The organism is Tateyamaria pelophila (assembly GCF_019966495.1).
Taxonomy (GTDB): Bacteria; Pseudomonadota; Alphaproteobacteria; order Rhodobacterales; family Rhodobacteraceae; genus Tateyamaria; species Tateyamaria pelophila.
The window spans coordinates 1-26,239 of the sequence record NZ_JAIMIA010000005.1; the positions used below are offsets into that span (position 1 = coordinate 1).

Sequence of the window (26,239 nt, forward strand, 5' to 3'; positions counted from 1 at the left end):
ACATCACGCAATTTCCTGTCGATGATCAAACTGGCATCCGTCAGGCTGTGGATCGAGTTTTATGAGTCCGCTGCCTAGTAAGACAGACCACCGCAGCGTAGACATTCGACATCAATTTCCGAACTGACCGCGATGGTCCTTGCCCCTTCCAATCTGGAGCGTCACATGGGACCAAAAAGTAAGTTGTCCCCCAAGACAACAAACACAAGAGTCCCAATTGGCCTCGATTCGACAGTCGCAGAAGTGCGGCACAAGTTCTGTGAACACGTTCACAGAGCATAAGATTTAGTTAATTTTAAATGTCGAGTTTCTAAATGTCGAGTTTCGAACTTAAGGCGTCTTTGTCCAACACCTCGATCAAACCGCGCGACACCGATACGATCTCTTCACGCCTCCATTCGGCCAGTGTCTTGGACACCATCTCGCGCGTTATGCCGACATAATCCGCCAATTGGGACTGCGACATCGCAATCTTTCCGCCCTCCCCTGCGAGAAAAAGCGTCTTGGCCGCCAGACGGGCGGTCGGCGCGAGAAAGGCTTGTTCCTCGACTTGCCGGGCCAGCCATCGCAGGCGTTTCCCGGCCAGGCTCAACAATTCCGCCGCCAGATGCGGTTGCACTTTGACAGCCTCCATCAGGCTGGATTGACGGATATAGCGCACGTGGCTTGCCTCGGTCGCTTCGATACGTGCTGTGCGTGGACCGGGATCAAAAAGCGCAATTTCGCCAAAAACACTTCTCGGGCGCAAGAGGTTTAATGAGAGTTTTCGACCTTCGACGGAAAACACACAGACTTCCAAAAGACCGGCTTCAAGGATGAACAGGCGATCATCGTGCTCACCCTGCTCACACACCACCTCGCCAGCTTGCAGATGCAAGGATACGAAGCCTTTGTCAAAAACACGGCGCAGCTCATTCGAGGTCTCCAGAAAAAGAGTCGTTTGGTCCATCAAAACACCGCCGCTTTTGCGTCTGTAGGTGCATCGGACAGACACGGTAGAATGCACATTGTCAAACGTTGGCCGCAATCAGAACGCGTACATGCAACCCCTGTTCGAACTTCCGTCTTGTCATTTCCCAAAAAAGTCACCTTAACGATTCAGATCAAAGCCGCGCATGCGCACAACCGTTAGACTCCGGACCATCTCCAGACCGTGCGATGATGGCACGCAAATCTAAAGAAAGGCTCAAAATGGCAAAGCACAAAGCCCCCTCCCTCGATCCCACTGCCTCTATGACCAGCGCCATGGTCACCTTTGGCCCGACCATGACCAAGGCTTGGTTCGGTCTTGCGAGCGAATGCGCACAATTCGCTGTAAATCGTCTGCAACAGGATCTTGAGGCGCAACGTTCCCTGCTATCGTGCAAGACTCCCATTGATCTGGTGCAGCGGCAGTTTGACTATTGTCAGGCCGTCTCACAACTCTGTGCGAACCAGTCTACCCGGATGTTTGAATTGATGACCGAAACGGTGCAACAAACGTCGGACGAGGCAAAACGGGACCATTCCCGTAAGTACGACGACATCCCACTCTGACGCGGTGTGCGAGCAAAAGAAAACCCCGGCTACTTTCGCAGCCGGGGTCAAAGTCTGATCGGCGTTGCGCCCGAACCTTACAGCCCGGTGCTCACGTCGATTGTGTTGCCTTCTTCAAGCGTCACATACGCCTTCTTGACGTCTTTGCGCTTGCCCAGTTGACCGCGGAACCGTTTGACTTTGCCTTTGGTTATGGTCGTGTTCACGGCCTTCACCTTGACACCAAAGAGCGCTTCGACAGCCTCCTTGATCATCGGCTTATTGCTGTCGATCGCCACTTCGAACACAACGGCGCCATTTTCGGACGTCATTGTCGCTTTCTCTGTGATGATCGGCTTGCGGATCACATCGTAGTGTTCTGCCTTGGCACTCATTTCAAGCGAGCCTCCAGTGCTTCGATACCCGCTTTGGTGATCACCAGAGTGTCACGCTTGAGGATATCGTATACGTTTGCGCCCATCGACGGCAGGATATCCAGACCTTCGATGTTGCGGGACGCGGCGAGGAAGTCTTCGTTCACAGATGCCCCGTCAATGACCAACGCGCGTTTCCAACCCAGATCCTTGACCTGTTTGGCCAAAGCTCCGGTTTTGCCGGATGTGGACGCGTCTTCGATCACCACCAACTCGCCTGCGGCCATTTTGGCGGACAGAGCGTGCTTGAGGCCCAGTTTACGGAACTTCTTGGTAAGGTCGTGGCCGTGCGAACGCACCACGGGACCCTTGTAGATACCACCACCGCGGAAGATCGGAGCAGACCGCGCGCCGTGGCGTGCGCCGCCGGTGCCCTTCTGACGATAGATCTTCTTGGTCGAATAGTTCACTTCGGACCGCGTCTTGACCTTGTGCGTACCAGCCTGCGCGTTGTTACGCTGCCAGCGAACGACGCGGTGCAGGATATCGGCGCGTGGTTCCAGACCAAACAGGTCTGCATCCAGCTCGATATCGCCCGCTTTGGCGCCGTCGAGTTTGATTACATCGAGTTTCATGCATCACCCTCTTTCTTCTGTGCTTCAGCAGCTTCTGCTTCGGCCACAGCATCCGTCTTTGCCTCTTCGGCCTCGGCGGCTTCCATTGCGGCTTGCTCTTCTGCGGCGGCTGCTGCGGCGGCTTCTTCGGCCTCTGCGGCGGCTGCGGCTGCAGCTTCTTCAGCGGCTTTGGCTGCTTCTTCGCGGGCAGATTTCAGAGCTGCGGGCAGGATTGCGTTTTCAGGGAACGGCTTTTTGACCGCGTCCTTGACGGTCACCCAACCACCTTTTGATCCGGGCACGGCGCCCTTGATCATGATCAGACCACGATCGGAGTCGGTGCGCACAACCTGAAGGTTCTGCGTTGTCACCTTGGCCGCACCCATGTGACCGGCCATTTTCTTGCCTTTGAAAACCTTACCGGGATCCTGACACTGACCTGTCGAGCCGTGCGAACGGTGCGAGATCGAAACACCGTGCGAAGCACGCAGTCCGCCGAAGTTGTGGCGTTTCATGGCGCCGGCAAAGCCTTTACCAATCGATGTGCCCGTGACGTCGACGAACTGACCTTCGAAATAGTGATCGGCGATGATTTCTTCACCAACACCGATCAGATTGTCTTCGGTCACGCGAAACTCGACCAACTTCCGCTTGGGCTCAACCTTTTGGGCGGCGAAGTGGCCGCGCATGGCTTTGCTCACGCGTTTCACTTTTGGCGACCCGGCGCCAAGTGTCACAGCGGTGTAGCCGTCCTTGTCCGATGTACGGTTGCCGACAACCTGAAGGCCGTCCATCTGAAGCACGGTCACAGGAATCTGTTTGCCATCTTCCATGAACAGGCGGGTCATGCCGACTTTTTTTGCGAGTATTCCAGAGCGCATATTCTATACCCCCCTTATGACTGCAATTTGATCTCGACATCCACACCAGCGGCGAGGTCGAGCTTCATCAGCGCGTCAACGGTCTGGGGGGTCGGATCAACGATGTCGAGCAGACGCTTGTGCGTCCGGATCTCGAACTGGTCACGGGATTTCTTGTCAACGTGGGGACCACGCAGAACGGTGAACTTTTCGATTTTGTTCGGCAGCGGGATCGGGCCGCGCACGGACGCACCGGTACGTTTGGCGGTGTTTACGATTTCCTGTGTGGACGCATCCAGCACACGGTAATCAAACGCCTTCAAACGGATGCGGATATTTTGGCTTTGCATTGCCATTATCGTGTTCCCTTATTCGGGTCTTTCAACGGAGAGGAGGAGCATCGCTCATCGGTGCCCCTCATCGCGTCTGTTTTTTGTAAAGGCGGACCACGGGTCCGCCTTGCATATCCGGGGTCGGGCGCACCTGAGGGCGCGCCCTGTCCGTTTTACTCGGTGATTTTGGAAACCACGCCGGCGCCGACGGTGCGGCCACCTTCGCGGATCGCAAAACGCAGGCCTTGCTCCATCGCGATTGGCGCGATCAGCTCAACACCAAAGGACACGTTGTCGCCCGGCATAACCATTTCCGTACCTTCGGCCAAGTTCACTGTGCCGGTCACGTCGGTGGTCCGGAAGTAGAACTGTGGACGATAGTTGGCGAAGAATGGCGTGTGACGGCCACCCTCTTCCTTGGTCAGGATATAGGCCTCTGCTTCGAACTTGGTGTGCGGCTTAACCGAACCTGGCTTACACAGGACCTGGCCACGCTCAACAGCTTCACGGTCGATACCGCGCAGCAGGGCGCCGATGTTGTCGCCCGCTTCACCGCGATCAAGCAGTTTGCGGAACATTTCAACACCAGTACACGTCGTGGTCTGGGTGTCTTTGATGCCAACGATTTCGATGTTGTCGCCGACATTGATCACGCCACGCTCAACACGGCCGGTCACAACTGTACCACGACCGGAGATCGAGAACACGTCTTCGACGGGCATCAGGAACGGCTGGTCAATCGCGCGCTCAGGCGTTGGGATGAAGTCATCCACGGCGGCCATCAGCTCACGGATCGAGTTTTCACCGATTTCTGGGTCGCGGCCTTCCATTGCGGCCAGGGCGGAACCCCGGATCACAGGAATATCGTCGCCAGGATACTCGTAGCTCGACAGAAGCTCGCGGATTTCCATTTCCACCAGTTCCAACAGCTCTTCGTCGTCAACCTGATCCACTTTGTTCATGTAGACAACCATTGTGGGGATACCCACCTGGCGGCCGAGCAGGATGTGCTCACGAGTCTGTGGCATCGGGCCGTCAGCAGCGTTCACAACCAGGATCGCGCCGTCCATCTGGGCAGCACCGGTGATCATGTTCTTGACGTAGTCGGCGTGGCCGGGGCAGTCAACGTGGGCATAGTGACGTGCGTCGGTTTCGTATTCGACGTGAGCAGTCGAAATGGTAATCCCACGCGCTTTTTCTTCGGGCGCGCCGTCGATCTGATCATAGGCTTGGAAATCGCCAAAATACTTCGTGATCGCAGCCGTCAGTGTCGTCTTGCCGTGGTCAACGTGACCAATCGTGCCGATGTTAACGTGCGGTTTGTTACGTTCAAACTTTGCCTTTGCCATGATGGCCTCCTTGAGTTGGATGGCGGAGCAAGCCCCGCCCTTACCGAGTTGTGGGTAGGGCGGGGTATTCCCGCCATCCCGTTATGCGTATTTCGACTGGATCTCTTCCGAGATGTTCGACGGAACCGGTTCGTAGTGGCTGAACTGCATCGTGAAGTTCGCACGACCCGACGACATCGACCGCAAGGTGTTGATGTAGCCGAACATGTTTGCCAGCGGCACCTGTGCGTCAATCGCGATGGCATTGCCACGTGTATCCTGACCCTGAACCTGACCGCGACGCGACGTCAGATCGCCGATGATGCCGCCTGTGTAGTCTTCAGGCGTCACAACTTCGACTTTCATGATCGGCTCGAGCAGTTTCGCGCCCGCTTTGCGCATGCCTTCACGCATGCCCATACGTGCAGCGATTTCAAAGGCCAGAACGGACGAGTCAACATCGTGGAACTTGCCGTCGATCAGGGCCACCTTGAAGTCGATCACCGGGAAACCGGCCAGAGGACCGCTGTCCATGACAGAATTGATGCCTTTTTCGACACCCGGAATGTATTCCTTGGGCACGGAACCACCGACGATGCGGGACTCGAACGAATAGCCTTCGCCTGGCTCTGTCGGCGAGATGATCAGTTTCACTTCGGCGAACTGCCCCGAACCACCCGATTGTTTCTTGTGGGTGTAGGTATGCTCGACCTCGTGGCCGATGGTCTCGCGGTAGGCCACTTGCGGGGCACCGATGTTGGCTTCGACCTTGAACTCGCGCTTGAGACGATCCACCAGAATATCGAGGTGAAGTTCGCCCATGCCTTTCATGATGGTCTGACCGGATTCCAGGTCAGTTTCCACGCGGAAGGATGGATCTTCGGCGGCCAGACGTTGAAGGCCCATCGACATTTTCTCTTGGTCAGCCTTGGTTTTGGGCTCAACGGCGATCTCGATCACTGGATCAGGGAACGTCATCGTTTCCAGAACCACAGGATCGTTGACGGCGCAAAGCGTGTCACCGGTTGTGGTGTCCTTCAAGCCGGCAAGCGCGATGATATCGCCCGAGAACGCTTCCGTGATTTCCTCACGGTCGTTCGAGTGCATCATCATCATACGGCCAACGCGCTCTTTACGCTGTTTGGTCGAGTTCAGAAGCGTATCACCCTTGTTCAGCACGCCCGAGTAGATTCGTGTGAATGTCAGCGTGCCAACGAACGGGTCGTTCATGATTTTGAACGCCAGACCAGAGAATGCCATGGTGTCATCCGCGCGGCGCGGAATGTTGCGTGTTTCTGTCTCGTCACCGGGTTTGAAACCCATGTAATCCACAACGTCCATCGGCGATGGCAGATAGTCGATCACGGCGTTGAGCAAAGGCTGCACACCCTTGTTCTTGAACGCCGAACCACACAGAACGGGAATGAATTTAATCGCAAGCGTACCGGCACGGATCAGACGGCGAAGTGTCGGGACGTCCGGCTCTTCGCCGTCCATCAGATACTTCTCCATCTCATCGTCGTCCATTTCGACAGCGACTTCGATCATCTTGGCGCGCCATTCGTCGGCTTGCGCTTTCAAGCTGTCACGGATCGGCTTTTTGACCCAGGACGCGCCCAGATCTTCGCCTTCCCAGACCCATTCTTCCATGGTGACCAGATCGACCATGCCTTCCAGCTCGGTCTCTGACCCAATCGGGATCTGGATCGGGCACGGTGTGGCACCTGTACGATCTTTGATCATATGAACGCAGTTGAAGAAATCAGCGCCGATCTTGTCCATCTTGTTGACGAACACGATACGCGGCACCTTGTAGCGGTCAGCTTGACGCCAAACGGTTTCAGTCTGAGGCTCAACACCGGCGTTGGCGTCCAGAACGGCAACTGCACCATCGAGAACCGCCAGCGAACGCTCAACTTCAATGGTGAAGTCCACGTGGCCGGGGGTGTCGATGATGTTCATACGGTGCTTGGGCGTGTCTGGCGTTTCACCGTCTTCGGTGCGCTCCCAGAAGGTTGTGGTCGCAGCCGAAGTGATCGTGATGCCACGCTCTTGTTCCTGCTCCATCCAGTCCATGGTGGCTGCACCATCGTGCACCTCACCGATATTGTGGGACTTGCCTGTATAAAACAGGATGCGTTCCGAACATGTGGTTTTGCCGGCATCAATGTGAGCCATGATGCCAAAGTTGCGGTAGCGGTCGAGCGGATAATCGCGTGCCATGGGGCTGCTTCCTCAGGAGATCAGTTTTACCAACGGTAATGGCTGAACGCTTTGTTGGCGTCGGCCATCTTGTGTGTGTCTTCGCGCTTCTTGACGGCGGAACCGCGGGATTGCACAGCATCCATCAGTTCGCCTGCAAGGCGTTCTTCCATCGTGTTTTCATTTCGACCACGGCTGGCATTGATCAGCCAGCGGATGGCAAGCGCCTGACGGCGCTCGGGGCGAACCTCGACGGGTACCTGGTAGGTGGCACCACCAACACGGCGCGAGCGAACTTCAACGGATGGCTGGATGTTTTCCAGCGCTTCGTGAAAGACTTCTACAGGCGCGCGTTTGATCTTGGCTTCGACCCGGTCGAACGCATTGTAAACAATGCTTTCTGCAGTCGACTTCTTACCATCGACCATCAGGTTGTTCATGAATTTTGTCAGAACCTTATCGCCATATTTGGCGTCCGGCAGGACTTCGCGTTTTTCAGCGGCGTGACGACGTGACATCTACTGCTCTCCTTATTTGGGACGCTTGGCGCCGTATTTCGAACGGCGTTGCTTACGGTCTTTGACGCCCTGGGTGTCGAGGACACCGCGCAGGATGTGGTAACGCACACCGGGAAGGTCTTTGACACGACCGCCGCGGATCAGAACAACGGAGTGTTCCTGCAAGTTGTGGCTCTCACCCGGAATGTAGCTGATAACCTCAAAACCATTGGTCAGGCGCACCTTGGCAACCTTACGCATGGCCGAGTTCGGCTTTTTGGGTGTCGTTGTATAAACGCGCGTGCACACACCCCGCTTTTGCGGGTTGCCTTCGAGGTGAAGGGACTTCGAGCGTTTTACTTTGGGCTGGCGCGGCTTGCGGATCAGCTGTTGGATCGTTGGCATTGCAGGTCTTTTCCCCGTCTCATCAACATATGTCGTGCGGGGCGGCCCCGCGGTTTCAATACATCGCTCCTGTGCGTCCACAAAAGCGCAAAAACCGCTATCGCTCCCATGAGGGGCGACGCGGTGGGTTTCCAGAGGATCGGGCCAATGCAAAGGCCGGATCGTGTCCACTTCGGTTCTGATTTCGGTCCTGAGGCGTTAACCCCTTCCCGAGATAGCGGGCGTATAGGGGGAGTCGGGGGTGGTGTCAACAGCCACACGCGGCTTGCGCATCCTTGTGACGCTGATGCAAACTCAACGGCGTAACTGGCTTGGAATACAGGGGCAATCAGGATGCAAGTAATCGGGTTGTGTCGATTTTCCTACCCCGCGATCGGCGGCTTTCAAATCGACTTCGACAGCTTCCAAAGTAAACTCGATTATCTGTACGCGCCTGCACGCCTGAATGAGCGTTTTGCGACGTTTGAAACGATCACCCTGCCCTCGTTGCGCGCCCAGACTGACCCGGACTTCACCCTTGTCGTGGTGATTGGCGAAACGTTGCCCGACACCTATCGCAACCGCCTGGAAAGCTTGCTGGAGGACGTCCCGCAAGCCGTGATCCAGACTCATGCCCCGGCCCAACATCGTCCGATCATGAAAAAGATCATCAACAGCGTGCGCACGGACCACAGCACGCCCTGCCTGCAATTTCGCATGGATGATGACGATGCCGTGGCCGTGGATTTTGTACAGCGGCTGCGGCATGTAGCACGGGATGTTCAAGCGCTCGTCGCACTCAAGGACCTGTTGGCCATTGACTTCAATCGCGGGTTCATCGTCCAGCCGGGGCCCAAAGGGATCGCTGCGGCGAAAACCACGATCCCCTATCAAACGGCCGGGCTCGCCATGATGGTGCCTCCGGCCTCGCGCTTGACGGTGATGAACTTTGCCCATCACAAACTCGCCGAGCGGATGACCACGGTCACTCTCACCGACAGTGTCATGATGCTGCGGGGGCACAATGCGTTCAACGATTCGCGTCAGGGCCGATCCGCAAGGCAGCATGAACTGACCCTCATGGATGAGACAGACGAAGCGCTGATGCGCGAACGCTTCAACATTGACTGTGACGCCGTACGCGCCGCATTTTCAGCGCTTTGAAAGAGCCCGCTCGCGGTACAGCGTAAACAGCCCGGTGGCGACCACGATCCCGGCCCCCAGCAAGGTCAGGGCACTTGGCCAGTCGTCGAACACCACCCAGCCCAGCACCAGCGCCCAGATCAGGCCAGTATAGCGAAAGGGGGCAATTAGTGTAATCTCGCCGATACGCATGACGCGCACCGAGAAGAAATACGCACCAATGATCAAGACAGATGCCCCACCGATCAACACCGCAAGACGCGGCGTAATCGGAACCCATTCCGTCGCCGTCGAGGCCACCCCGGCGAACAGCATGACCGTCACGGCAGCCACGAATGTGACAGTCATCGACGGCACACCCGGCGTGAGTTTGCGTGTCACCAGATCCCGGACCGTCACGCAGGCCACGGCAATCAACGCATAGAGTGACCAGATGCTGAATCCTTCCGCACCCGGCCGCACAATCAGCAGCATGCCGATGAAACCCAACAGAATCGCCGCCATGCGCCTCCATCCCAAGGGCTCCCCAAAGAACAAAGCTGCGCCAACGGCCACCGTCAGGGGCAGGACCTGAAGGATGGCAGTGACATTGGCCAGGGGCAGATTAAGAAGTGCCGTAATGAAGAAATAGGCTGCGCCGACCTCGGCCACCGACCGAATGCCGATCAGCACCCAATCCCTGCGGGCAATGTTGAAATGCAACGCGCGCAGATATCGCGCCAGCATCAGGATCAGCAACGATGACAGCACGCCCCGAAGGAACAAGAGCTGCATCAGCGGCACGGCACCGTCAGTCAATTTGATCAGCGTATCGTTCAGCGTGAAACACGCCATCGACGCTATCATCAGGACCACACCGGTCATATTCGGAGACATTGGCATGTCGGAGCGGTAGCACCGGTTTGCATATCGCGCCATGGAAATCGCGCGCCTGCTCCGCGCAGAATGCGGGCAAACGAAGCCGTCCAGATTTGCATCTTTCCGCTTTCCGTCTCGCAGACACTGCGCACAAAAAAAGCCCCCGCGCAGAACGCAGGGGCTTTTACTCAGTCTTTTTTAGCGCGACTTAATCGCGGCTGTCTTCCCCATGGTCAACAACCGTGTCGAACACATCACCACCAGCGATATCGTCAGACGTTGGCGCGGCCAGAGCGGCGGCGGCTGCAGCTTCCTCGCGGCGTGCTTCGATCACGACGTTGTCACGATCTGTCGCAATCTTGCGCATTTGCTGGGTTGCCCCGCCGGTGCCCGCCGGGATCAGGCGGCCCACGATGACGTTCTCTTTGAGGCCGACCAGTTTGTCACGTTTGCCCTGCACCGATGCTTCGGTCAGAACACGCGTGGTTTCCTGGAACGACGCCGCAGAAATGAAGCTGCGGGTCTGCAACGACGCCTTGGTGATACCCAAGAGAATTGGCTCACCTTTCGCAGGACGTCCATCCTTGGACACCGCCTTTTCGTTGGCCTGATCGAACTCTTGCTTGTCCACATGCTCGCCCTTGAGCAGCGTGGTGTCGCCGGAGTCCTGAATCTCCCATTTCTGAAGCATCTGACGCACGATGACCTCGATGTGCTTGTCGTTGATCTTCACGCCCTGAAGACGATAGACCTCCTGCACCTCGTTGATCATGTAATCCGCCAGCGCCTCTACACCCATGATCGCAAGGATGTCGTGGGGGGCCGGGTTGCCGTCCATGATGTAGTCGCCTTTCTGGACGAAATCGCCCTCGACAACAGGAATGTGCTTGCCCTTGGGCACCATGTACTCGACCTTTTCAATGGTCTCGTCCGCGGGCTCGATCGCGATGCGACGCTTGTTCTTGTAGTCCTTCCCGAAGCGCACATAGCCGTCGATTTCCGCGATGACGGCGTTGTCTTTGGGGCGACGTGCCTCAAAGAGTTCGGCCACACGTGGCAGACCACCGGTGATGTCCTTGGTTTTGGCGCCTTCGCGCGGAATTCGCGCAAGAACGTCACCCGCCTTGACTTCGTCGCCATCTTCGATCGACAGAACCGCGTCAACAGACATCGGATAGGTCACCGGGTTGCCAGCATCGTTGCGGACCGGTTCACCATCGGCATCCACCAGAATGATCTCAGGCTTGAGTTCGTTGCCTTTGGGGGCAGCGCGCCAGTCGATCACGATCTTCTGTGTCATACCCGTCGCGTCATCCGTCTCGTCACGCACGGCAATGCCGCCGACAAGATCGACATATTTCGACGTACCGGATTTTTCAGCGATGATCGGCAGAGTGTAGGGATCCCACTCAAACAGCTTCTCGCCACGAACCACTTTCTGACCTTCGGTCACGAACACCGTCGTACCGTAGCCCAGCTTGTGGTTTGCGCGCTCGTCGCCATTTTCGTCCTGAATGATCAGCTTCATGTTCCGGCCCATGACCAGAGTCTCGCCCGAAGAGTTCGCAATCGTTTGCGCGTTCTCAAAGACGATCGTGCCCTCTTGGCTGGCCTCGAGGAACGACTGCTGGCCACCTTGCGCAACGCCGCCAATGTGGAATGTCCGCATTGTCAGCTGTGTGCCCGGTTCACCGATGGATTGGGCGGCGATGATGCCAACCGCTTCGCCGGTGTTGACCATGGTACCGCGTGCAAGGTCACGGCCGTAGCACGTGGCGCAGACGCCTTCTTCGGCTTCACATGTCAAAGGCGACCGGATGCGCATCGATTGCACGCCCGCCTCGTCCACTGCATCTGCCATACGTTCGTCGATCAGCGTGCCATGCGCGATCAGCACTTCGTCCGTACCGGGGCGCAAGACGTCCTCGGCCGTAACACGGCCCAGAACACGTTCCGCCAGCGAGGAGACAACCTCACCATCATTCACCGCCGCTTCGGCGGTGATCGACGTTTCGGTGCCGCAGTCACGGCTGCGCACGATACAGTCTTGTGCTACGTCCACCAGACGACGGGTCAGGTAACCCGAGTTGGCCGTTTTCAGAGCTGTATCCGACAGACCCTTACGGGCACCGTGAGTCGAGTTGAAGTATTCAAGAACGGTCAGACCTTCCTTGAAGTTCGAGATGATCGGCGTTTCGATGATGTCGCCATTCGGCTTCGCCATCAAACCGCGCATCCCGCCCAGCTGTTTCATCTGCGTGACCGAACCACGCGCACCGGAGTGCGCCATCATGTAAACCGAGTTCGGTTCACGCTCAGAGCCATCCGCGTCGACTTGCGCCGCCGAGATCGAGCCCATCATGGCATCGGTGACCTTGTCGTTACACTTGGACCAAGCATCGACAACCTTGTTGTACTTTTCGCCCTGAGTGATCAGACCGTCCATGTACTGCTGTTCGAAGTCTTTCACCTGCTCACGGGTCTCATCAACGATGGGCCATTTCGTGTCCGGGATCAGCATGTCGTCCTTGCCGAACGAAATGCCTGCCTTGAAGGCGTGACGGAAACCCATAGTCATGATCTGGTCACAGAAGATGACCGACTCTTTCTGACCGCAATAGCGGTAGACGGTGTCGATGACCTGCTGCACTTCCTTCTTCCGCAGAAGACGGTTGACCAGCGAGAACGGCGCTTTGTTGTTCAGTGGCAGAAGAGCGCCCAAAAGAACCCGGCCCGGAGTCGTTTCGAACCGCTCCATCACTTCCAGACCTTCGGAATTGATCTGGGGGACCCGTGCGGTGATCTTGGAGTGCAAGTGCACGACATCACTGTCGAGCGCATGCTGCACTTCCTCGATCGAGCCAAAGACCATGCCTTCGCCCTTGAGGCCAGTCCGCTCCAGGGTCACATAGTATAGACCGAGGATCATATCCTGCGAAGGTACGATGATCGGCGCGCCGTTGGCGGGCGACAAGACGTTGTTTGTCGACATCATCAACACGCGGGCTTCAAGCTGTGCTTCAAGGCTCAAGGGAACGTGCACGGCCATTTGGTCACCGTCAAAGTCCGCGTTGAAGGCCGAACAGACCAGCGGGTGCAGCTGAATTGCCTTGCCTTCGATCAGGACCGGTTCGAACGCCTGAATGCCAAGACGGTGCAGCGTTGGCGCACGGTTCAGCATGACAGGGTGTTCGCGGATAACTTCATCAAGAATGTCCCAAACTTCGGGACGCTCCTTTTCCACCAGCTTTTTGGCTTGCTTGACGGTACTGGACAGACCCTTGGCCTCAAGCCGCGAGTAGATGAACGGTTTGAACAGCTCGAGCGCCATCTTTTTCGGCAGACCACATTGGTGCAGTTTCAGCTCCGGGCCGGTCACAATCACCGAACGACCGGAGAAATCGACGCGTTTGCCCAAAAGGTTCTGACGGAAGCGGCCTTGTTTGCCTTTCAACATGTCGGACAGCGATTTCAGCGGACGCTTGTTGGCCCCCGTGATCACACGGCCACGACGCCCGTTATCGAACAATGCATCAACGGATTCCTGCAACATCCGCTTTTCGTTGCGGACGATGATATCGGGTGCACGCAGTTCGATCAGACGCTTGAGGCGGTTGTTCCGGTTGATCACCCGACGATAAAGATCGTTCAGGTCGGATGTCGCGAAACGCCCTCCATCAAGCGGCACCAGCGGGCGCAGTTCCGGCGGGATCACGGGGATCACGGTCAGAACCATCCACTCAGGGCGGTTGCCGGATTCAAGGAACGATTCAACGACTTTCAAGCGTTTGATGATCTTCTTCGGCTTCAGCTCGCCCGTCGCCTCTTTGAGGTCGGCGCGCAACTGGTCCGCTTCGGCCTCAAGGTCGATCATGCTCAGCATTTCGCGGATTGCTTCGGCACCGATATTGGCGGTGAAAGCATCCATGCCAAACGCATCCTGCGCATCCATATACTCTTCTTCAGAGAGCATCTGGCCATAGCTAAGGTCCGTCAGACCAGGCTCGATCACAACGTAGTTCTCAAAGTACAGAACCCGCTCCAGATCACGCAGCGTCATGTCCAACATCAACCCAATGCGCGACGGCAGAGACTTGAGGAACCAGATGTGCGCGACGGGTGCAGCCAACTCGATGTGACCCATCCGCTCGCGGCGGACCTTTTGCAAGGTGACTTCAACGCCACACTTCTCGCAGACAACGCCGCGATACTTCATGCGTTTGTATTTGCCGCACAGACATTCGTAATCTTTGATCGGGCCAAAGATACGCGCACAGAACAAGCCATCACGCTCGGGCTTGAAGGTCCGATAGTTGATAGTCTCGGGCTTTTTGATCTCGCCAAAAGACCACGAGAGGATCCGTTCGGGCGACGCAAGCGATACCTTGATCTCGTCAAAGACCTTAGGCGGCGTCAGCGGGTTGAACGGGTTATTTGTAAGTTCCTGGTTCATTTTGTTACCTCAAATTTTGGGCAATGCGTTGGAAGCGGCGCCAAGATTTTTCGTACGAAAAATCTTGGCTGAGGAAATTCGAAGAATTTCCTTATTCGTCTTCCTCCGCATCCAGGAGTTCCATGTTGAGGCCCAAACCGCGGACCTCTTTGACGAGAACGTTGAACGATTCCGGCACGCCGGCTTCAAAGTTGTCCTCACCCTTGACGATGCTTTCATAGACCTTGGTCCGGCCTGCCACGTCATCCGATTTCACCGTCAGCATTTCCTGCAAGGTATAAGCGGCGCCGTAAGCTTCCAGAGCCCAGACTTCCATCTCACCAAAGCGCTGACCGCCGAACTGCGCCTTACCACCCAGCGGCTGCTGTGTGACAAGCGAGTACGGACCGGTTGAACGCGCGTGGATTTTGTCGTCCACAAGGTGGTGCAATTTCAGCAGGTACTTGATGCCCACGGTCACAGGACGAGCAAACTGCTCCCCTGTTCGGCCGTCAAACAGCACCGACTGACCCGAGGTCGAGAATCCCGCGCGCTTGAGTGCGTCGTTCACATCCGCCTCTTTCGCACCGTCAAAGACCGGCGTGGCGATCGGAACACCGCGCGTCACGTTACCCGCGGCTTCGATCAGGTCTTCTTCACTCATGCCAGTGATGCCTTCTTCGTAGACATCATCGCCATAGGCGAGGCTCATCGCTTCGCGGACAGGGGTCAGATCACCGGAGCGGCGATACTCTTGCAACGCCTCATCGATGTTCACTCCCAAACCGCGCGCGGCCCAACCCATGTGGGTTTCGAGAATCTGACCGACGTTCATGCGCGATGGTACGCCCAGTGGGTTCAGACAGAAATCGACCGGTGTCCCATCCGCGAGGAACGGCATGTCCTCCATCGGTACCACTTTCGAAATCACGCCCTTGTTGCCGTGACGACCCGCCATTTTGTCGCCCGGTTGCAGCTTGCGCTTCACCGCCACGAACACTTTGACCATTTTCATCACACCCGGGGGCAGATCGTCACCGCGGCGAACCTTCTCGACCTTGTCCTCGAAACGGGCATCCAAGGTGCGCTTTTGCGCCTCATATTGCTCGTTCAGCGCTTCGACCACTTGTGCGGACTGCTCGTCTTTCAGGGCAATCTGCCACCATGCGGACCGCGGATAGGCCTCCAGCATATCGGCATCGACGTTCGACCCAGCCTTGAGACCCTTCGGACCTTTGGCAATCTCTTTGCCCAGCAACATGTCGCCCAGACGAGCATAGATGTTACGGTCAAGAATGGCCAACTCGTCGTCCCGGTCACGGGCAAGACGTTCAACTTCTTCACGCTCGATCTGAAGCGCACGTTCGTCTTTTTCCACACCGTGGCGGTTAAAGACACGCACCTCAACAACCGTGCCGAAGTCACCCGGTTTCACACGCAATGATGTATCACGCACGTCCGAGGCCTTTTCACCAAAGATGGCACGGAGGAGTTTTTCCTCAGGTGTCATCGGGCTTTCGCCTTTTGGTGTGATCTTGCCGACCAGAATATCACCCGGCTCAACATCGGCACCGATATAGACGATGCCCGCTTCGTCGAGGTTGCGCAGGGCTTCCTCACCGACGTTGGGTATGTCGCGGGTGATCTCTTCCGGCCCGAGCTTGGTGTCACGGGCGGCGACTTCGAATTCCTCGATATGGATCGAAGTGAACACGTCATCACGGCTGATGCGTTCCGAGATCAGGATCGAGTCTTCGTAGTTGTAGCCATTCCACGGCATGAACGCGACGACCACGTTTTTGCCCAAGGCCAATTCGCCCATGTCGGTGGAGGGGCCATCTGCGATGACTTCACCTTTGACAACCGTGTCACCCACTTTGACCAACGGACGTTGGTTGATGCAGGTGTTCTGGTTCGAACGCTGGAACTTGCGCATACGGTAGATGTCGACGCCCGCATCGCCCAACTCAAGGTCGGACGTGGCACGGATCACGATCCGGGTCGCATCAACCTGGTCGATGATCCCTGCGCGTTTCGCCATGATGGCCGCACCAGAGTCGCGGGCCACAACTTCTTCGATACCGGTGCCCACGAGGGGGGCTTCGGCTTGCAGAAGTGGAACCGCCTGACGTTGCATGTTCGACCCCATCAAGGCCCGGTTGGCGTCGTCATTTTCAAGGAACGGGATCAACGATGCAGCGACTGATACCAACTGTTTTGGGCTCACGTCGATCAAGTCAACGCTGTCGACCGGCGACAGTGTATAGTCCCCCGATTTCCGCGTGTTGACCATTTCGTTAATGAACCTGCCACCTTCGTCCAGGGTCGCGTTGGCCTGCGCCACTGTGTGACGCATTTCTTCGGTCGCGGACATGTAGTGCACTTCGTCCGTCACCTGGCCTTTGTTCACTACACGGTAAGGCGTTTCGATGAAGCCGTACTTGTTCACGCGGGCGAATGTGGCCAACGAGTTGATCAGACCGATGTTCGGCCCTTCAGGCGTTTCGATCGGGCACATCCGACCGTAGTGGGTCGGGTGCACGTCGCGGACTTCAAAGCCTGCACGCTCGCGGGTCAAACCGCCAGGCCCAAGCGCCGACAGGCGACGCTTGTGCGTCACTTCGGAAAGCGGGTTGGTTTGGTCCATGAACTGCGACAATTGGCTTGAGCCAAAGAATTCGCGGACAGCAGCAGCAGCCGGTTTCGCGTTGATCAGATCCTGCGGCATGACGGTGTCGATCTCGACCGACGACATCCGCTCCTTGATCGCGCGCTCCATGCGCAGCAGACCAACACGGTATTGGTTCTCCATCAATTCGCCGACCGAACGCACACGCCGGTTGCCGAGGTGGTCAATGTCGTCGATGTCACCCTTTCCGTCGCGCAGGTCGACCAGCGCCTTGATACAGGCGACGATGTCTTCCTTGCGCAAGGTGCGCTGGGTGTCTTCGGCATCCAGGGCCAGGCGCATGTTCATCTTCACACGGCCCACAGCGGACAAATCATAGCGCTCGCTGTCAAAGAAGAGCGTGTCGAACAGATTCGACGCGGCCTCGACGGTGGGCGGCTCGCCCGGGCGCATGACACGGTAAATGTCCATGAGCGCGGTTTCGCGGTTCATGTTCTTGTCGTTCGCCATGGTGTTGCGCATGTACGGACCGACATTGACGTTATCGATATCGAGCACGGGGATTTCCGTGATGCCCGCATCGATCAGCTCTTTGGCCGTGCCGCCGATCAGCGTGTCTTCCTTGTCATATTCCAAGGTCAGTTCATCACCGGCTTCGACGTAAATTGCACCGTTTTCTTCGTTGATGATGTCCTTGGCGACAAACTTGCCGACAATATGCTCAAAAGGAACAAGCAATTCGGTGACAGCGCCTTCGTCGATCAGTTTTTTGACCGCGCGGGGAGTCACTTTCTTGCCTGCTTCAGCAATCACTTCGCCCGTTTTGGCATCAACCAGATCATAGGTCGGCCGGGTGCCGCGAACGCGATCGGGGAAGAACGGCGTGACCCAGCCTTTATTCTTCTCAAGCTTGTAGGTGACAGTGTTGTAGTACGCATCCATGATCGCCTCTTGGTCCAGACCAAGAGAGTAAAGCAGCGTCGTGACCGGCAACTTGCGACGACGGTCGATGCGAGCAAAAACGATGTCCTTTGCGTCGAATTCAAAATCCAGCCAGCTGCCGCGATAAGGAATGATGCGGCAGGCGAACAGGAGCTTGCCGGACGAATGCGTTTTACCTTTGTCGTGGTCAAAGAACACACCGGGCGACCGGTGCATCTGGCTGACGATCACGCGCTCGGTGCCGTTCACGATGAACGTCCCGTTGGGGGTCATCAGAGGCATGTCGCCCATGAAGACGTCTTGTTCCTTGATGTCCTTGACGGACTTGGCGCCGGTATCTTCGTCCACATCGAACACGATCAGACGCAGCGTCACCTTAAGCGGCGCGCTGTAGGTCATGTCGCGTTGCTGACATTCTTCTACGTCATATTTGGGCTTTTCCAGCTCATATTTGACGTATTCCAGAACGGATGTTTCGTTGAAGTCTTTGATCGGGAAAACCGATTGGAATACGCCTTGAATCCCATCACCGTCGGTGGGGGTTTCGGCGTCGCCGGAGTTCAGGAACAAGTCATAAGACGATTTCTGAACCTCGATGAGGTTTGGCATCTCCAGAACTTCACGGATTTTGCCATAATATTTACGAAGACGTTTCTGGCCAAGGAACGATTGCGCCATACTATAAGTCACCTTTCAGCGTTTCTCTGGGTGCGCGCGCCGTCGGGCCACGGTGCGCTGCCCCTTCGAGAGGATGGGTCCAGATCTATTCACAGCCACCGTCCCACCGATGGCCTCCCGATCTGTTGAACACATCTTGGAAAAGGCTTTGGATCAAAACCCTTGCCAAGACAGGTCAGGCCGGGCACGCGATATGCGCACCCAGCCCAATGATTTCAATGGGGGCACGGAATTTGATGCAAATTCCGGCCGTTTTCCGATCATCGGAAAACGCCCCCGTCCCAAAGGGACTTAGGCCAGTTCGACCTCGGCGCCAGCTGCTTCCAGCTTGGCTTTGACTTCTTCGGCTTCGGCCTTGTCCACGCCTTCCTTGATCTTGCCACCGGCTTCAACCAAGTCTTTCGCTTCTTTGAGGCCCAGGCCAGTCAGGCCACGGACTTCTTTGATGACGTTGATTTTCGAAGCACCTGGCGATTTCAGGATGACGTCGAATTCAGTCTTTTCTTCCTCAGCGGCACCAGCGCCGTCAGCAGGTCCAGCCATCATGACTGCGCCACCGGCTGCAGGCTCGATGCCGTACTCGTCTTTGAGGATTGTTTTCAGTTCTTGTGCTTCCAGCAGCGTCAGACCAACGATGTCTTCTGCCAGTTTTTTCAGATCAGCCATTTTATCAGCTCTTTCCGTTACGATATATGTGTTCCAACGCGATGATGTTCAACCATGCGCCGCTCAGACGTTTGCTTACGCGGCCGCCTTGTCCTCGATTGTGGACAAGATGGATGCGATGTTGCTTGCAGGTGCGCCAATGGCCCCGGCGATATTCGATGCAGGTGCGGCGATACAGCCAACGATCGACGCAATAAGCTCGTCGCGCGAAGGCATTTTCGACACAGCCAGAACACCGGCCCGGTCCAGAGCGTTCTCTCCCATTGCTCCGCCCAGGATCACGAACTTGTCGTTTTCCTTGGCAAAGTCCTCGGATACTTTGGCCGCGGCCACAGGATCTTCGGAGAAGGTCAGAACGGTCATACCCGTCAGATAGTCAGCGATGCTTGCGCAGGGCTTCCCGTCCAGGGCGATTTTGGCGAGCCTGTTTTTGGCAACACGAACGCTTGACCCATTGTCGCGTGCACGGGCACGCAGGTCTTGCATTTCGGCAACTGTCAGACCGGCGTAGTGGGCAACCACAACGACGCCAGAGCTTTCGAAGATCTGGCCGAGTTCGTCGACCAATTTCTCTTTCTGGGCTCTATCCACAGTTCTACTCCAGTTATTGGAGGGGCGGACCCCTCCGGCTCGTTTTTACCACGCAGCCATGCGCGGCAATCGGGTCCAAGCGGGTCGTCGCAGCCCTAAGCCTGGAACACACCAGGCCGGAATGTCTCTTCCCGTCTCAGGCAGGAATTATGATCAGAGGATACCGATCACCCACCGTCTCGGACGAAATAATAGGCCGCCAGCGAATCGCAGACGGCCCATTGCAGGTGACTTAGAGGTTTTGCATCCAAAGTCCAAGGGCGATTTCCCGAAAAATACCGCGGGGCGACACATATGAGGGCTCCGGTGAGGTCCGCCGAGGGTCAACCAAAGTGATCTTCGCGCAATTGGCGCCGCAGAACTTTACCCGACAAAGTCACCGGCACTTCCGCCACGAACCGGATTTCCTTCGGAATTTTGTAATTTGTCAGCTTCTCACGGCACACGCCAATAATCGTTTCGGCGGACAGGTCTTCGTCCGAGCGAACAATGAACGCAACCGGGGCTTCGCCGGTCTTTTCATCCTCAATTCCTATCACACCCACCTGGACAACACCCGGCAAGGTCGAAATCACATCCTCGATCTCATTCGGGGCCACGTTGAAACCGGACACGAGGATCATGTCTTTTTTGCGGTCTACAATCTCGACGAACCCGTCCTCATCCATCACACCAATGTCGCCGGAATAATACCAGCCGTCCTTGAGGACCTCATTGGTTGCCTCGGCATTGCCCCAATACCCCTTCATCATCGACGGGGTTTTTGCGATCACCTCGCCCGGCTGTCCGACCGGCACGTCATTGCCCGAGTCATCCACAATGCGCAGATCCGCGCCCGGCGTGGGAATACCCACCTTGCCAAGTTTGTTATGGCCGATAGGATTGAATGTCAGAAGGCCCGACACTTCGGTCATCCCATAGCCCTGCACAATATCGACGCCGGTCATATCCGCCCATTTTTGCGCAACCCCTGTTTGCTGCGCAGCGCCTCCAGAGGCACAAAGCTTGATATTCTCAAACAGTTTACGATCAAACCATGGCTCGACCATCAGCGCCGCAAAAAGCGTGTTGATCCCTGTGAACCAGGTAAACCGGTACTTCTCAAAGGCCGCTTTGAGGTTGGACGGGGGACGCGGGCTAGGAGCCAGAACCAAATGCGCCCCAACCCCAATGCCGGAAATGAACAGCAAAACAAAAGCTGTGATATGATACAATGGCAGCGCCACCAAAACGACTTCGCCAGTGTGATCCAAAAGCTCGGAGGTCATGGCCCTGGCTTGCTCCATATTCGCAATGACCGCCAGATGAGAAAGCTCGGCCCCCTTGCTGCGCCCGGTAGTGCCGCTTGTGTACTGATACAGCGCTGTCGCGTCGGGGGTCACATCGCTTGTGTAGTCCGACCCGGTGCGCGCGGTCGCGTGCCGCTGTCCGGCGGCCAGAGCTGCGGCAAAGGTCGTGTGCGGCACGACCATCTTCGGAATGACCTTGCGGATGTATTTGAGCACGAAGCCCATCACCGCCTTTTTGACCGGTGGAAAAAAATCGACAACCGAGAGCTTGATGACGTGTTTCACCGCAGTATTGGCGACAATTTCATCGAGCTTGTTGCCGAACACGTCGATGATCACGATCGCTTTTGCGTTGCTGTCGCTCAACTGATGCTCAAGTTCGTGCGGGGTATAAAGTGGATTGATGTTTGTGCCTGCACACCCGGCCAGCGCAATGCCCATAGACGCGACGCAAAAACCAATACAATTGGGGGCCATGATCGCCACGGTGTCGCCGACCTGCAACTTCAATTCTTCACGCAGATAGGCTGCAAAGGCGTCCGCATGCGCTTTGAGCTCGGTATAGGTCAGCGTCGCCTCGGCCCCGTTTGGTAGAATGGTTGTAACGGCCGGGCGGTCTCCAAACTGACTGACAACCTGCGCCGCCAGCGCGTGAAGCGTCTTGCTTTGCATTTTGTCCGGATCAAAGGCCTTTGCCTCATCCGAATAGTACTTCTCCCATGGCCGTGTGTTGCCCATTCCGTTCCTCCCAATCGGTATCCATCCAAATACGAGCCTACATGAATTTCACGATTGTGGAGAATATTCGCACGAGGGGGTCTGAAAACGAAAAAACCGGACTGCATGCGCAGCCCGGTTCTTAGAATTCGAAAGCGAATTCGTTTATTTGGTGATCGCGCTGTCCACGCTGACGCTGACGCCTGCGCCCATGGTCGAGCTGAGCGAGATCTTTTTCATGTAGGTCCCTTTGGATCCCGATGGCTTGGCCTTGGCCACGGCACCGACAAAGGCACGGACGTTCTCGATCAACTTGGATTCGTCGAAAGACGCTTTGCCAACGCCGGCGTGGATTACGCCAGCTTTTTCGACCTTGAACTGGACTTCGCCGCCCTTTGCCGCTTTCACAGCAGCGTCGACGTCCATGGTCACGGTGCCGACTTTCGGGTTCGGCATCAGGTTGCGGGGGCCAAGCACCTTACCCAGACGGCCGACAACCGGCATCATGTCAGGGGTTGCGATGCAGCGATCGAATTCGATCTTGCCGCCTTGCACGATTTCCATCAGGTCCTCTGCGCCGACGATGTCTGCACCGGCAGCTTGCGCTTCTTCGGCCTTTGCGCCGCGCGCGAACACAGCGACGCGCACGTCTTTGCCTGTTCCATTAGGCAGACCAACCACACCGCGGACCATTTGATCAGCGTGGCGGGGATCCACACCCAGATTCATCGCAATTTCGACAGTTTCGTCGAATTTGGCCGATGCATTGCCCTTGATCAGAGCCACGGCTTCTTCAACCGTCAGGTTGTCTTTGCCTGCGAATGCTTCGCGGATGGCTTTTGTACGTTTACCAAGCTTTGCCATATTACTTAACCTCGATACCCATGGAGCGGGCAGAGCCCAGGATGATCTGCATGGCACCTTCGATATCGTTGGCGTTCAGATCCTGCATTTTCGCTTCTGCGATTTCACGGACTTGTGCTGCGGTCACGTGGCCCACGACTTCCCGGCTTGGCGTCTTCGCGCCGGATTTCAGCTTGGCCGCTTTCTTGAGGTAATAGGACGCAGGGGGCGTCTTGATTTCCATCGAGAACGACTTGTCCTGGTAATACGTGATCACGGTCGGGCACGGCGCACCGGGCTCCAGATCTGCGGTCTTGGCGTTGAACGCCTTGCAGAATTCCATGATATTGATGCCGCGCTGACCCAGCGCCGGACCGACAGGCGGGGACGGGTTCGCCTGCCCAGCCTTAACTTGCAGCTTCATGCTGCCTACACGTTTCTTGGCCATTGGCCTTCTCCTTCTCAACTCCCGCCGGATCGCGATCCGTAGGATATGTGTGATGTGGTGCGGTGTGGATCACGCGTGACCCGAGCCTCCCACATGGGATTCTGCCGCAAATACGACAGAGGCGCCGGATACAAGGAGATATGAGGATTGGCAAGGGGTTTGGCGCTGCCGCGATCCGCCGGATGGATCAGGGTGAACTTCTCCACGAAATGGCGACGGGCCTGCACCCTTCAGCCACCCGGCCCGTCCTGACCAAGAAACGGCAATAAGTTGGCGCTTGGTTCTGTTACCGCAGTCGACTATCTGGTCGGATACGCCCCCGGATGCGCAAGGCCATAAACAAAGAATGACTGAAATCATCTTTTTCCTCTCGGTCGGCTTGGCCCACGCGATGACCAATTTCGACAACCTTGCCGTCATGCTCATTCTGGTGCCCGCACTGGGTGCAGCCCGGTGTGTCGTCGCCTATGTCAGCACCCAATTGGTCTGCTTTGCCATCGCCGGAGTTGCGGGTGCGACGGCCATCAGTCTGCTGGGCCCATGGGTCGGCTATGTCGGCCTGGTGCCCATCGGTCTTGGCCTGTTTGCGTTCTGGCAGCAGTCAAAGGGGGATAGCGGCGTCGCAAAAGCCCCACCCGGTTCAATGCTGGCGACGCTTGCCTTGTTTCTGGGGCTGGGGATCGACACGACATTGGTCTTGTCTGCGATCCTGGGGGATTCGTCAGACTTGTGGGACGGGCTGGTCTATCTCGGTGCGATCGCCTCTGTCGCCGTCCTGACCACAATATTCCTTTTGATGGCAAATGGACGGATTGGCGTTGGCGCAGTTGAACGGGTCGGCCGTTTCGCACCCTACGCGATGATAGCGGTCGGGCTCTATATTCTCAGCAACAGTTTCACCGATACCATCTAGGGCGAAGTTCAAAGCCCGCAGGCCTGACTGCGTCGCGCGGACCACACATCCTGGAGGGTGACGCGCTGATCCACCGGTGACGTGCTTGCGGGATTTGCTTTCTCACCTCAGGCAAGGGCCGATCCGCAAACAAAAAAGCCGCGCAGTGCGCGGCCCTTCACTATTTCGACACGGAAGATCGCTTCACACCTGTTTGGTCACCTGAGTGAATTCCAGTTCGACCGGTGTTTCGCGACCAAAGATCGAGACCATGACCTTGAGGCGCTGGCTGTCTTCGTCCACTTCCTCAACCATGCCGTCGAAATCTTCGAATGGACCTTCGTTGACTTTGACCCGCTCGCCAATCTCGAAGTGGATGAGCGTGCGCGGCGAATCTTCGCCTTCCTGTACGCGGTTCAGGATCTGGTTCACCTCGGCATCACGCATCGGCATGGGGCGACCTTGTGGCCCCAGAAACCCGGTGACGCGGTTGATCGAGTTGATCAGGTGATAGCCCTGGTCAGACATCTCCATGTGTACCAGCACATAGCCCGGCATGAAGCGGCGCTCGGTCGTGACTTTCTTGCCGCGGCGCACCTCGATGACCTCTTCGGTCGGCACCAGGACTTCGTCGATCTCGTCTTCCAGGCCGTTTTCCACGACGGAAGTCCGGATGGTTTCAGCAATCTTCTTTTCGAAGTTGGAAAGTACGCTGACGGAATACCACCGTTTTGCCATGATATGCTTGGCCCCTCGCCCGAAGTTTTTTAATACCGGAAGGTCAATCTTCCGCTGCCTGAATAAAAATCGGCGCGAGGCTCGAATCGCCGCGCGCCTATGATCAGGTCAGGGCTGCGGCATACTCTGCACATTTTCAAAGTGCAAGAGGCACCCCGACTTTCGCGATCCGAATTGGGTCAGCCAAAAAATGTCAGGATAAACTCGAGACCCCAGCGAATCAGGATATCGACAATCGCGAAAAAGATCGCCGTCAGCGCCGCCATGATGAAGACCATCACGGTGGTCAGCAAAACCTCACGCCGTGTGGGCCATACGACCTTGGACACTTCCGAGCGGACCTGCTGGATGAACTGGAGCGGATTGGTAGTGGCCATAGCGAATATCTGTCCCTGCTGGAGCGAGTGGATTGCATGTAACGGCACGTTTGCGCAAATTCAAGCCGAGAAAGCGGCCGCTCTCTGACCGTCTGATCTGCAAGACGCCGTTATGCCAAAAGGTCACGGCGGGAAAATCGGGAATGGCAGGGGCACCAGGGCTCGAACCCGGGACCTACGGTTTTGGAGACCGTCGCTCTACCAGCTGAGCTATACCCCTACGGTGGTGTGGTGATTACGCGGGGATGTTTGACAATGCAAGAGCCGAAATGGGCCGAAACGAAGCCTGCGTGCCCTTGGCCAGGCCCGGTCCCGACGGCCCCGCAGCCAGCTACAAATGCCGGTTGCCGGTGACCTGCTTGATCGATCCACACGGCGCTTTTCGCGGTGAAAATGCGCTGAACCATTGCAGGTCAGGGCGAAAAACGCGGGCACACCGGGTTTTAATGCGGTCCTTATCCGGCGACTTCGGGCACCGAGACCGCTTCCGTTTGGGGATCTGGAGTGAACCATCCTTGCTCAGCGCGCTGTTCGACCAGATACTTCTCGACCTCTTTGGCTGCATTCTGGCTCAGAATGACCAGTTGCTCATCGGCGGTCATCGTCAGGCCGGATCCAATAATCAAATCTGTACCAAATGTTTCAAACACGGTGATTTGACGTGGCTCGTCGTTCAGCTTCTTGCCTGCTTCATCATCCCAAACGGTAAGATTAATGATCAGCGCCGACTTTGGCGCGGCCACCACCGGAATGCCCGGAATTGCCAAGATGTAGCCCTCGATTGAAATTCCAAAGTGATAGCGGCTTGCCCCGTCATAGCGATCAAAGCGTTCGGCAATGGCAGCTTTCATCGTGTTCGCCAACATCTCTTCGGACGCTTTGCGGCTCAA

The 26,239-nt window shown here is 56.7% G+C and carries 24 protein-coding genes and 1 tRNA gene; 4 read left to right on the plus strand and 21 right to left on the minus strand.

Annotated features, from left to right (window positions below; genetic code table 11):
• Positions 1 to 310 precede the first annotated feature (310 nt).
• Positions 311 to 949: a Crp/Fnr family transcriptional regulator gene (locus tag LC354_RS02840; protein WP_223421329.1), complete on the minus strand. Its 639-nt coding sequence runs from the start codon at positions 947 to 949 to the stop codon at positions 311 to 313.
• Positions 950 to 1,191: 242 nt separating this feature from the next.
• Between LC354_RS02840 and LC354_RS02845 the strand changes: the two genes are divergently transcribed.
• Complete coding sequence (locus LC354_RS02845) at positions 1,192 to 1,536, plus strand: phasin family protein (RefSeq protein ID WP_223421330.1); 345 nt, start codon at positions 1,192 to 1,194, stop codon at positions 1,534 to 1,536.
• A gap of 77 nt (positions 1,537 to 1,613) precedes the next feature.
• On the opposite strand, the gene LC354_RS02850 is transcribed toward LC354_RS02845, so the two are convergent.
• The 8 genes from LC354_RS02850 to rpsL form a co-directional block, all read right to left on the minus strand.
• Positions 1,614 to 1,910, minus strand: a complete 297-nt coding sequence (locus tag LC354_RS02850) for a 50S ribosomal protein L23 (RefSeq protein ID WP_223421331.1) — start codon at positions 1,908 to 1,910, stop codon at positions 1,614 to 1,616.
• The gene (gene rplD, locus LC354_RS02855) at positions 1,907 to 2,524 is read right to left on the minus strand and encodes a 50S ribosomal protein L4 (protein WP_223421332.1); all 618 of its coding nucleotides are present in this window, start codon (positions 2,522 to 2,524) and stop codon (positions 1,907 to 1,909) included. The genes LC354_RS02850 and rplD overlap by 4 nt, the downstream gene beginning before the upstream one ends.
• Positions 2,521 to 3,384 carry a 50S ribosomal protein L3 gene (rplC, locus tag LC354_RS02860; RefSeq protein WP_223421333.1) on the minus strand — a complete coding sequence of 288 codons (864 nt, stop codon included), beginning with the start codon at positions 3,382 to 3,384 and terminating at the stop codon, positions 2,521 to 2,523. Before rplC ends, rplD begins: the two co-directional genes overlap by 4 nt.
• Positions 3,385 to 3,398: 14 nt before the next feature.
• Positions 3,399 to 3,713 carry a 30S ribosomal protein S10 gene (gene rpsJ / locus LC354_RS02865; RefSeq protein ID WP_108838874.1) on the minus strand — a complete coding sequence of 105 codons (315 nt, stop codon included), beginning with the start codon at positions 3,711 to 3,713 and terminating at the stop codon, positions 3,399 to 3,401.
• 155 nt (positions 3,714 to 3,868) lie between these two features.
• Entirely contained in the window at positions 3,869 to 5,044 is a 1,176-nt protein-coding gene (gene tuf / locus LC354_RS02870) for an elongation factor Tu (protein ID WP_223421334.1), read from the minus strand.
• Between the two features lie 81 nt (positions 5,045 to 5,125).
• Positions 5,126 to 7,246, minus strand: a complete 2,121-nt coding sequence (gene fusA, locus LC354_RS02875) for an elongation factor G (protein ID WP_223421335.1) — start codon at positions 7,244 to 7,246, stop codon at positions 5,126 to 5,128.
• A 26-nt stretch (positions 7,247 to 7,272) separates the two neighbouring features.
• A complete protein-coding gene (rpsG, locus tag LC354_RS02880) occupies positions 7,273 to 7,743 on the minus strand; it encodes a 30S ribosomal protein S7 (RefSeq protein WP_223421336.1) in 471 nt (156 codons plus the stop codon).
• A 12-nt stretch (positions 7,744 to 7,755) separates the two neighbouring features.
• On the minus strand, positions 7,756 to 8,127 hold the full coding sequence (gene rpsL / locus LC354_RS02885) for a 30S ribosomal protein S12 (RefSeq protein ID WP_024809820.1): 372 nt from the start codon (positions 8,125 to 8,127) through the stop codon (positions 7,756 to 7,758).
• Positions 8,128 to 8,460: 333 nt separating this feature from the next.
• On the opposite strand from rpsL, the gene LC354_RS02890 reads away from it, so the two are divergent.
• On the plus strand, positions 8,461 to 9,270 hold the full coding sequence (locus LC354_RS02890) for a putative rhamnosyl transferase (RefSeq protein WP_223421337.1): 810 nt from the start codon (positions 8,461 to 8,463) through the stop codon (positions 9,268 to 9,270).
• On the opposite strand, the gene LC354_RS02895 is transcribed toward LC354_RS02890, so the two are convergent.
• The 8 genes from LC354_RS02895 to rplK form a co-directional block, all read right to left on the minus strand.
• On the minus strand, positions 9,259 to 10,125 hold the full coding sequence (locus tag LC354_RS02895) for a DMT family transporter (RefSeq protein WP_223421449.1): 867 nt from the start codon (positions 10,123 to 10,125) through the stop codon (positions 9,259 to 9,261). The genes LC354_RS02890 and LC354_RS02895 overlap by 12 nt on opposite strands.
• Before the next feature lie 190 nt (positions 10,126 to 10,315).
• Positions 10,316 to 14,560 carry a DNA-directed RNA polymerase subunit beta' gene (gene rpoC / locus LC354_RS02900; RefSeq protein ID WP_223421338.1) on the minus strand — a complete coding sequence of 1,415 codons (4,245 nt, stop codon included), beginning with the start codon at positions 14,558 to 14,560 and terminating at the stop codon, positions 10,316 to 10,318.
• 91 nt (positions 14,561 to 14,651) lie between these two features.
• Positions 14,652 to 18,788, minus strand: coding sequence for a DNA-directed RNA polymerase subunit beta (gene rpoB, locus LC354_RS02905; protein WP_223421339.1), 4,137 nt, complete (start codon positions 18,786 to 18,788; stop codon positions 14,652 to 14,654).
• Between the two features lie 291 nt (positions 18,789 to 19,079).
• On the minus strand, positions 19,080 to 19,454 hold the full coding sequence (rplL, locus tag LC354_RS02910; protein WP_223421340.1) for a 50S ribosomal protein L7/L12: 375 nt from the start codon (positions 19,452 to 19,454) through the stop codon (positions 19,080 to 19,082).
• 75 nt (positions 19,455 to 19,529) lie between these two features.
• Entirely contained in the window at positions 19,530 to 20,045 is a 516-nt protein-coding gene (gene rplJ, locus LC354_RS02915; protein ID WP_223421341.1) for a 50S ribosomal protein L10, read from the minus strand.
• 323 nt (positions 20,046 to 20,368) lie between these two features.
• Positions 20,369 to 22,072, minus strand: a complete 1,704-nt coding sequence (locus tag LC354_RS02920; RefSeq protein ID WP_223421342.1) for an AMP-binding protein — start codon at positions 22,070 to 22,072, stop codon at positions 20,369 to 20,371.
• Positions 22,073 to 22,216: 144 nt separating this feature from the next.
• Positions 22,217 to 22,915 (minus strand): 50S ribosomal protein L1, encoded by a 699-nt coding sequence (gene rplA / locus LC354_RS02925; RefSeq protein WP_223421343.1) that lies wholly within the window; start codon positions 22,913 to 22,915, stop codon positions 22,217 to 22,219.
• Position 22,916: 1 nt separating this feature from the next.
• A complete protein-coding gene (rplK, locus tag LC354_RS02930; protein WP_223421344.1) occupies positions 22,917 to 23,342 on the minus strand; it encodes a 50S ribosomal protein L11 in 426 nt (141 codons plus the stop codon).
• 140 nt (positions 23,343 to 23,482) lie between these two features.
• Between rplK and LC354_RS27650 the strand changes: the two genes are divergently transcribed.
• Together LC354_RS27650 and LC354_RS02935 are read left to right on the plus strand one after the other, a co-directional pair.
• Positions 23,483 to 23,611: a hypothetical protein gene (locus tag LC354_RS27650; protein ID WP_263289300.1), complete on the plus strand. Its 129-nt coding sequence runs from the start codon at positions 23,483 to 23,485 to the stop codon at positions 23,609 to 23,611.
• 77 nt (positions 23,612 to 23,688) lie between these two features.
• Positions 23,689 to 24,255: a hypothetical protein gene (locus LC354_RS02935; RefSeq protein ID WP_223421345.1), complete on the plus strand. Its 567-nt coding sequence runs from the start codon at positions 23,689 to 23,691 to the stop codon at positions 24,253 to 24,255.
• A gap of 183 nt (positions 24,256 to 24,438) precedes the next feature.
• On the opposite strand, the gene nusG is transcribed toward LC354_RS02935, so the two are convergent.
• The 4 genes from nusG to LC354_RS02955 form a co-directional block, all read right to left on the minus strand.
• Positions 24,439 to 24,972 carry a transcription termination/antitermination protein NusG gene (nusG, locus tag LC354_RS02940; protein ID WP_223421346.1) on the minus strand — a complete coding sequence of 178 codons (534 nt, stop codon included), beginning with the start codon at positions 24,970 to 24,972 and terminating at the stop codon, positions 24,439 to 24,441.
• A gap of 179 nt (positions 24,973 to 25,151) precedes the next feature.
• Positions 25,152 to 25,349, minus strand: a complete 198-nt coding sequence (gene secE, locus LC354_RS02945) for a preprotein translocase subunit SecE (RefSeq protein WP_223421347.1) — start codon at positions 25,347 to 25,349, stop codon at positions 25,152 to 25,154.
• 144 nt (positions 25,350 to 25,493) lie between these two features.
• Positions 25,494 to 25,569: transfer RNA gene (locus LC354_RS02950), tRNA-Trp, on the minus strand.
• A 235-nt stretch (positions 25,570 to 25,804) separates the two neighbouring features.
• Positions 25,805 to 26,200, minus strand: a complete 396-nt coding sequence (locus LC354_RS02955) for a hypothetical protein (protein ID WP_223421348.1) — start codon at positions 26,198 to 26,200, stop codon at positions 25,805 to 25,807.
• Positions 26,201 to 26,239: the final 39 nt, after the last annotated feature.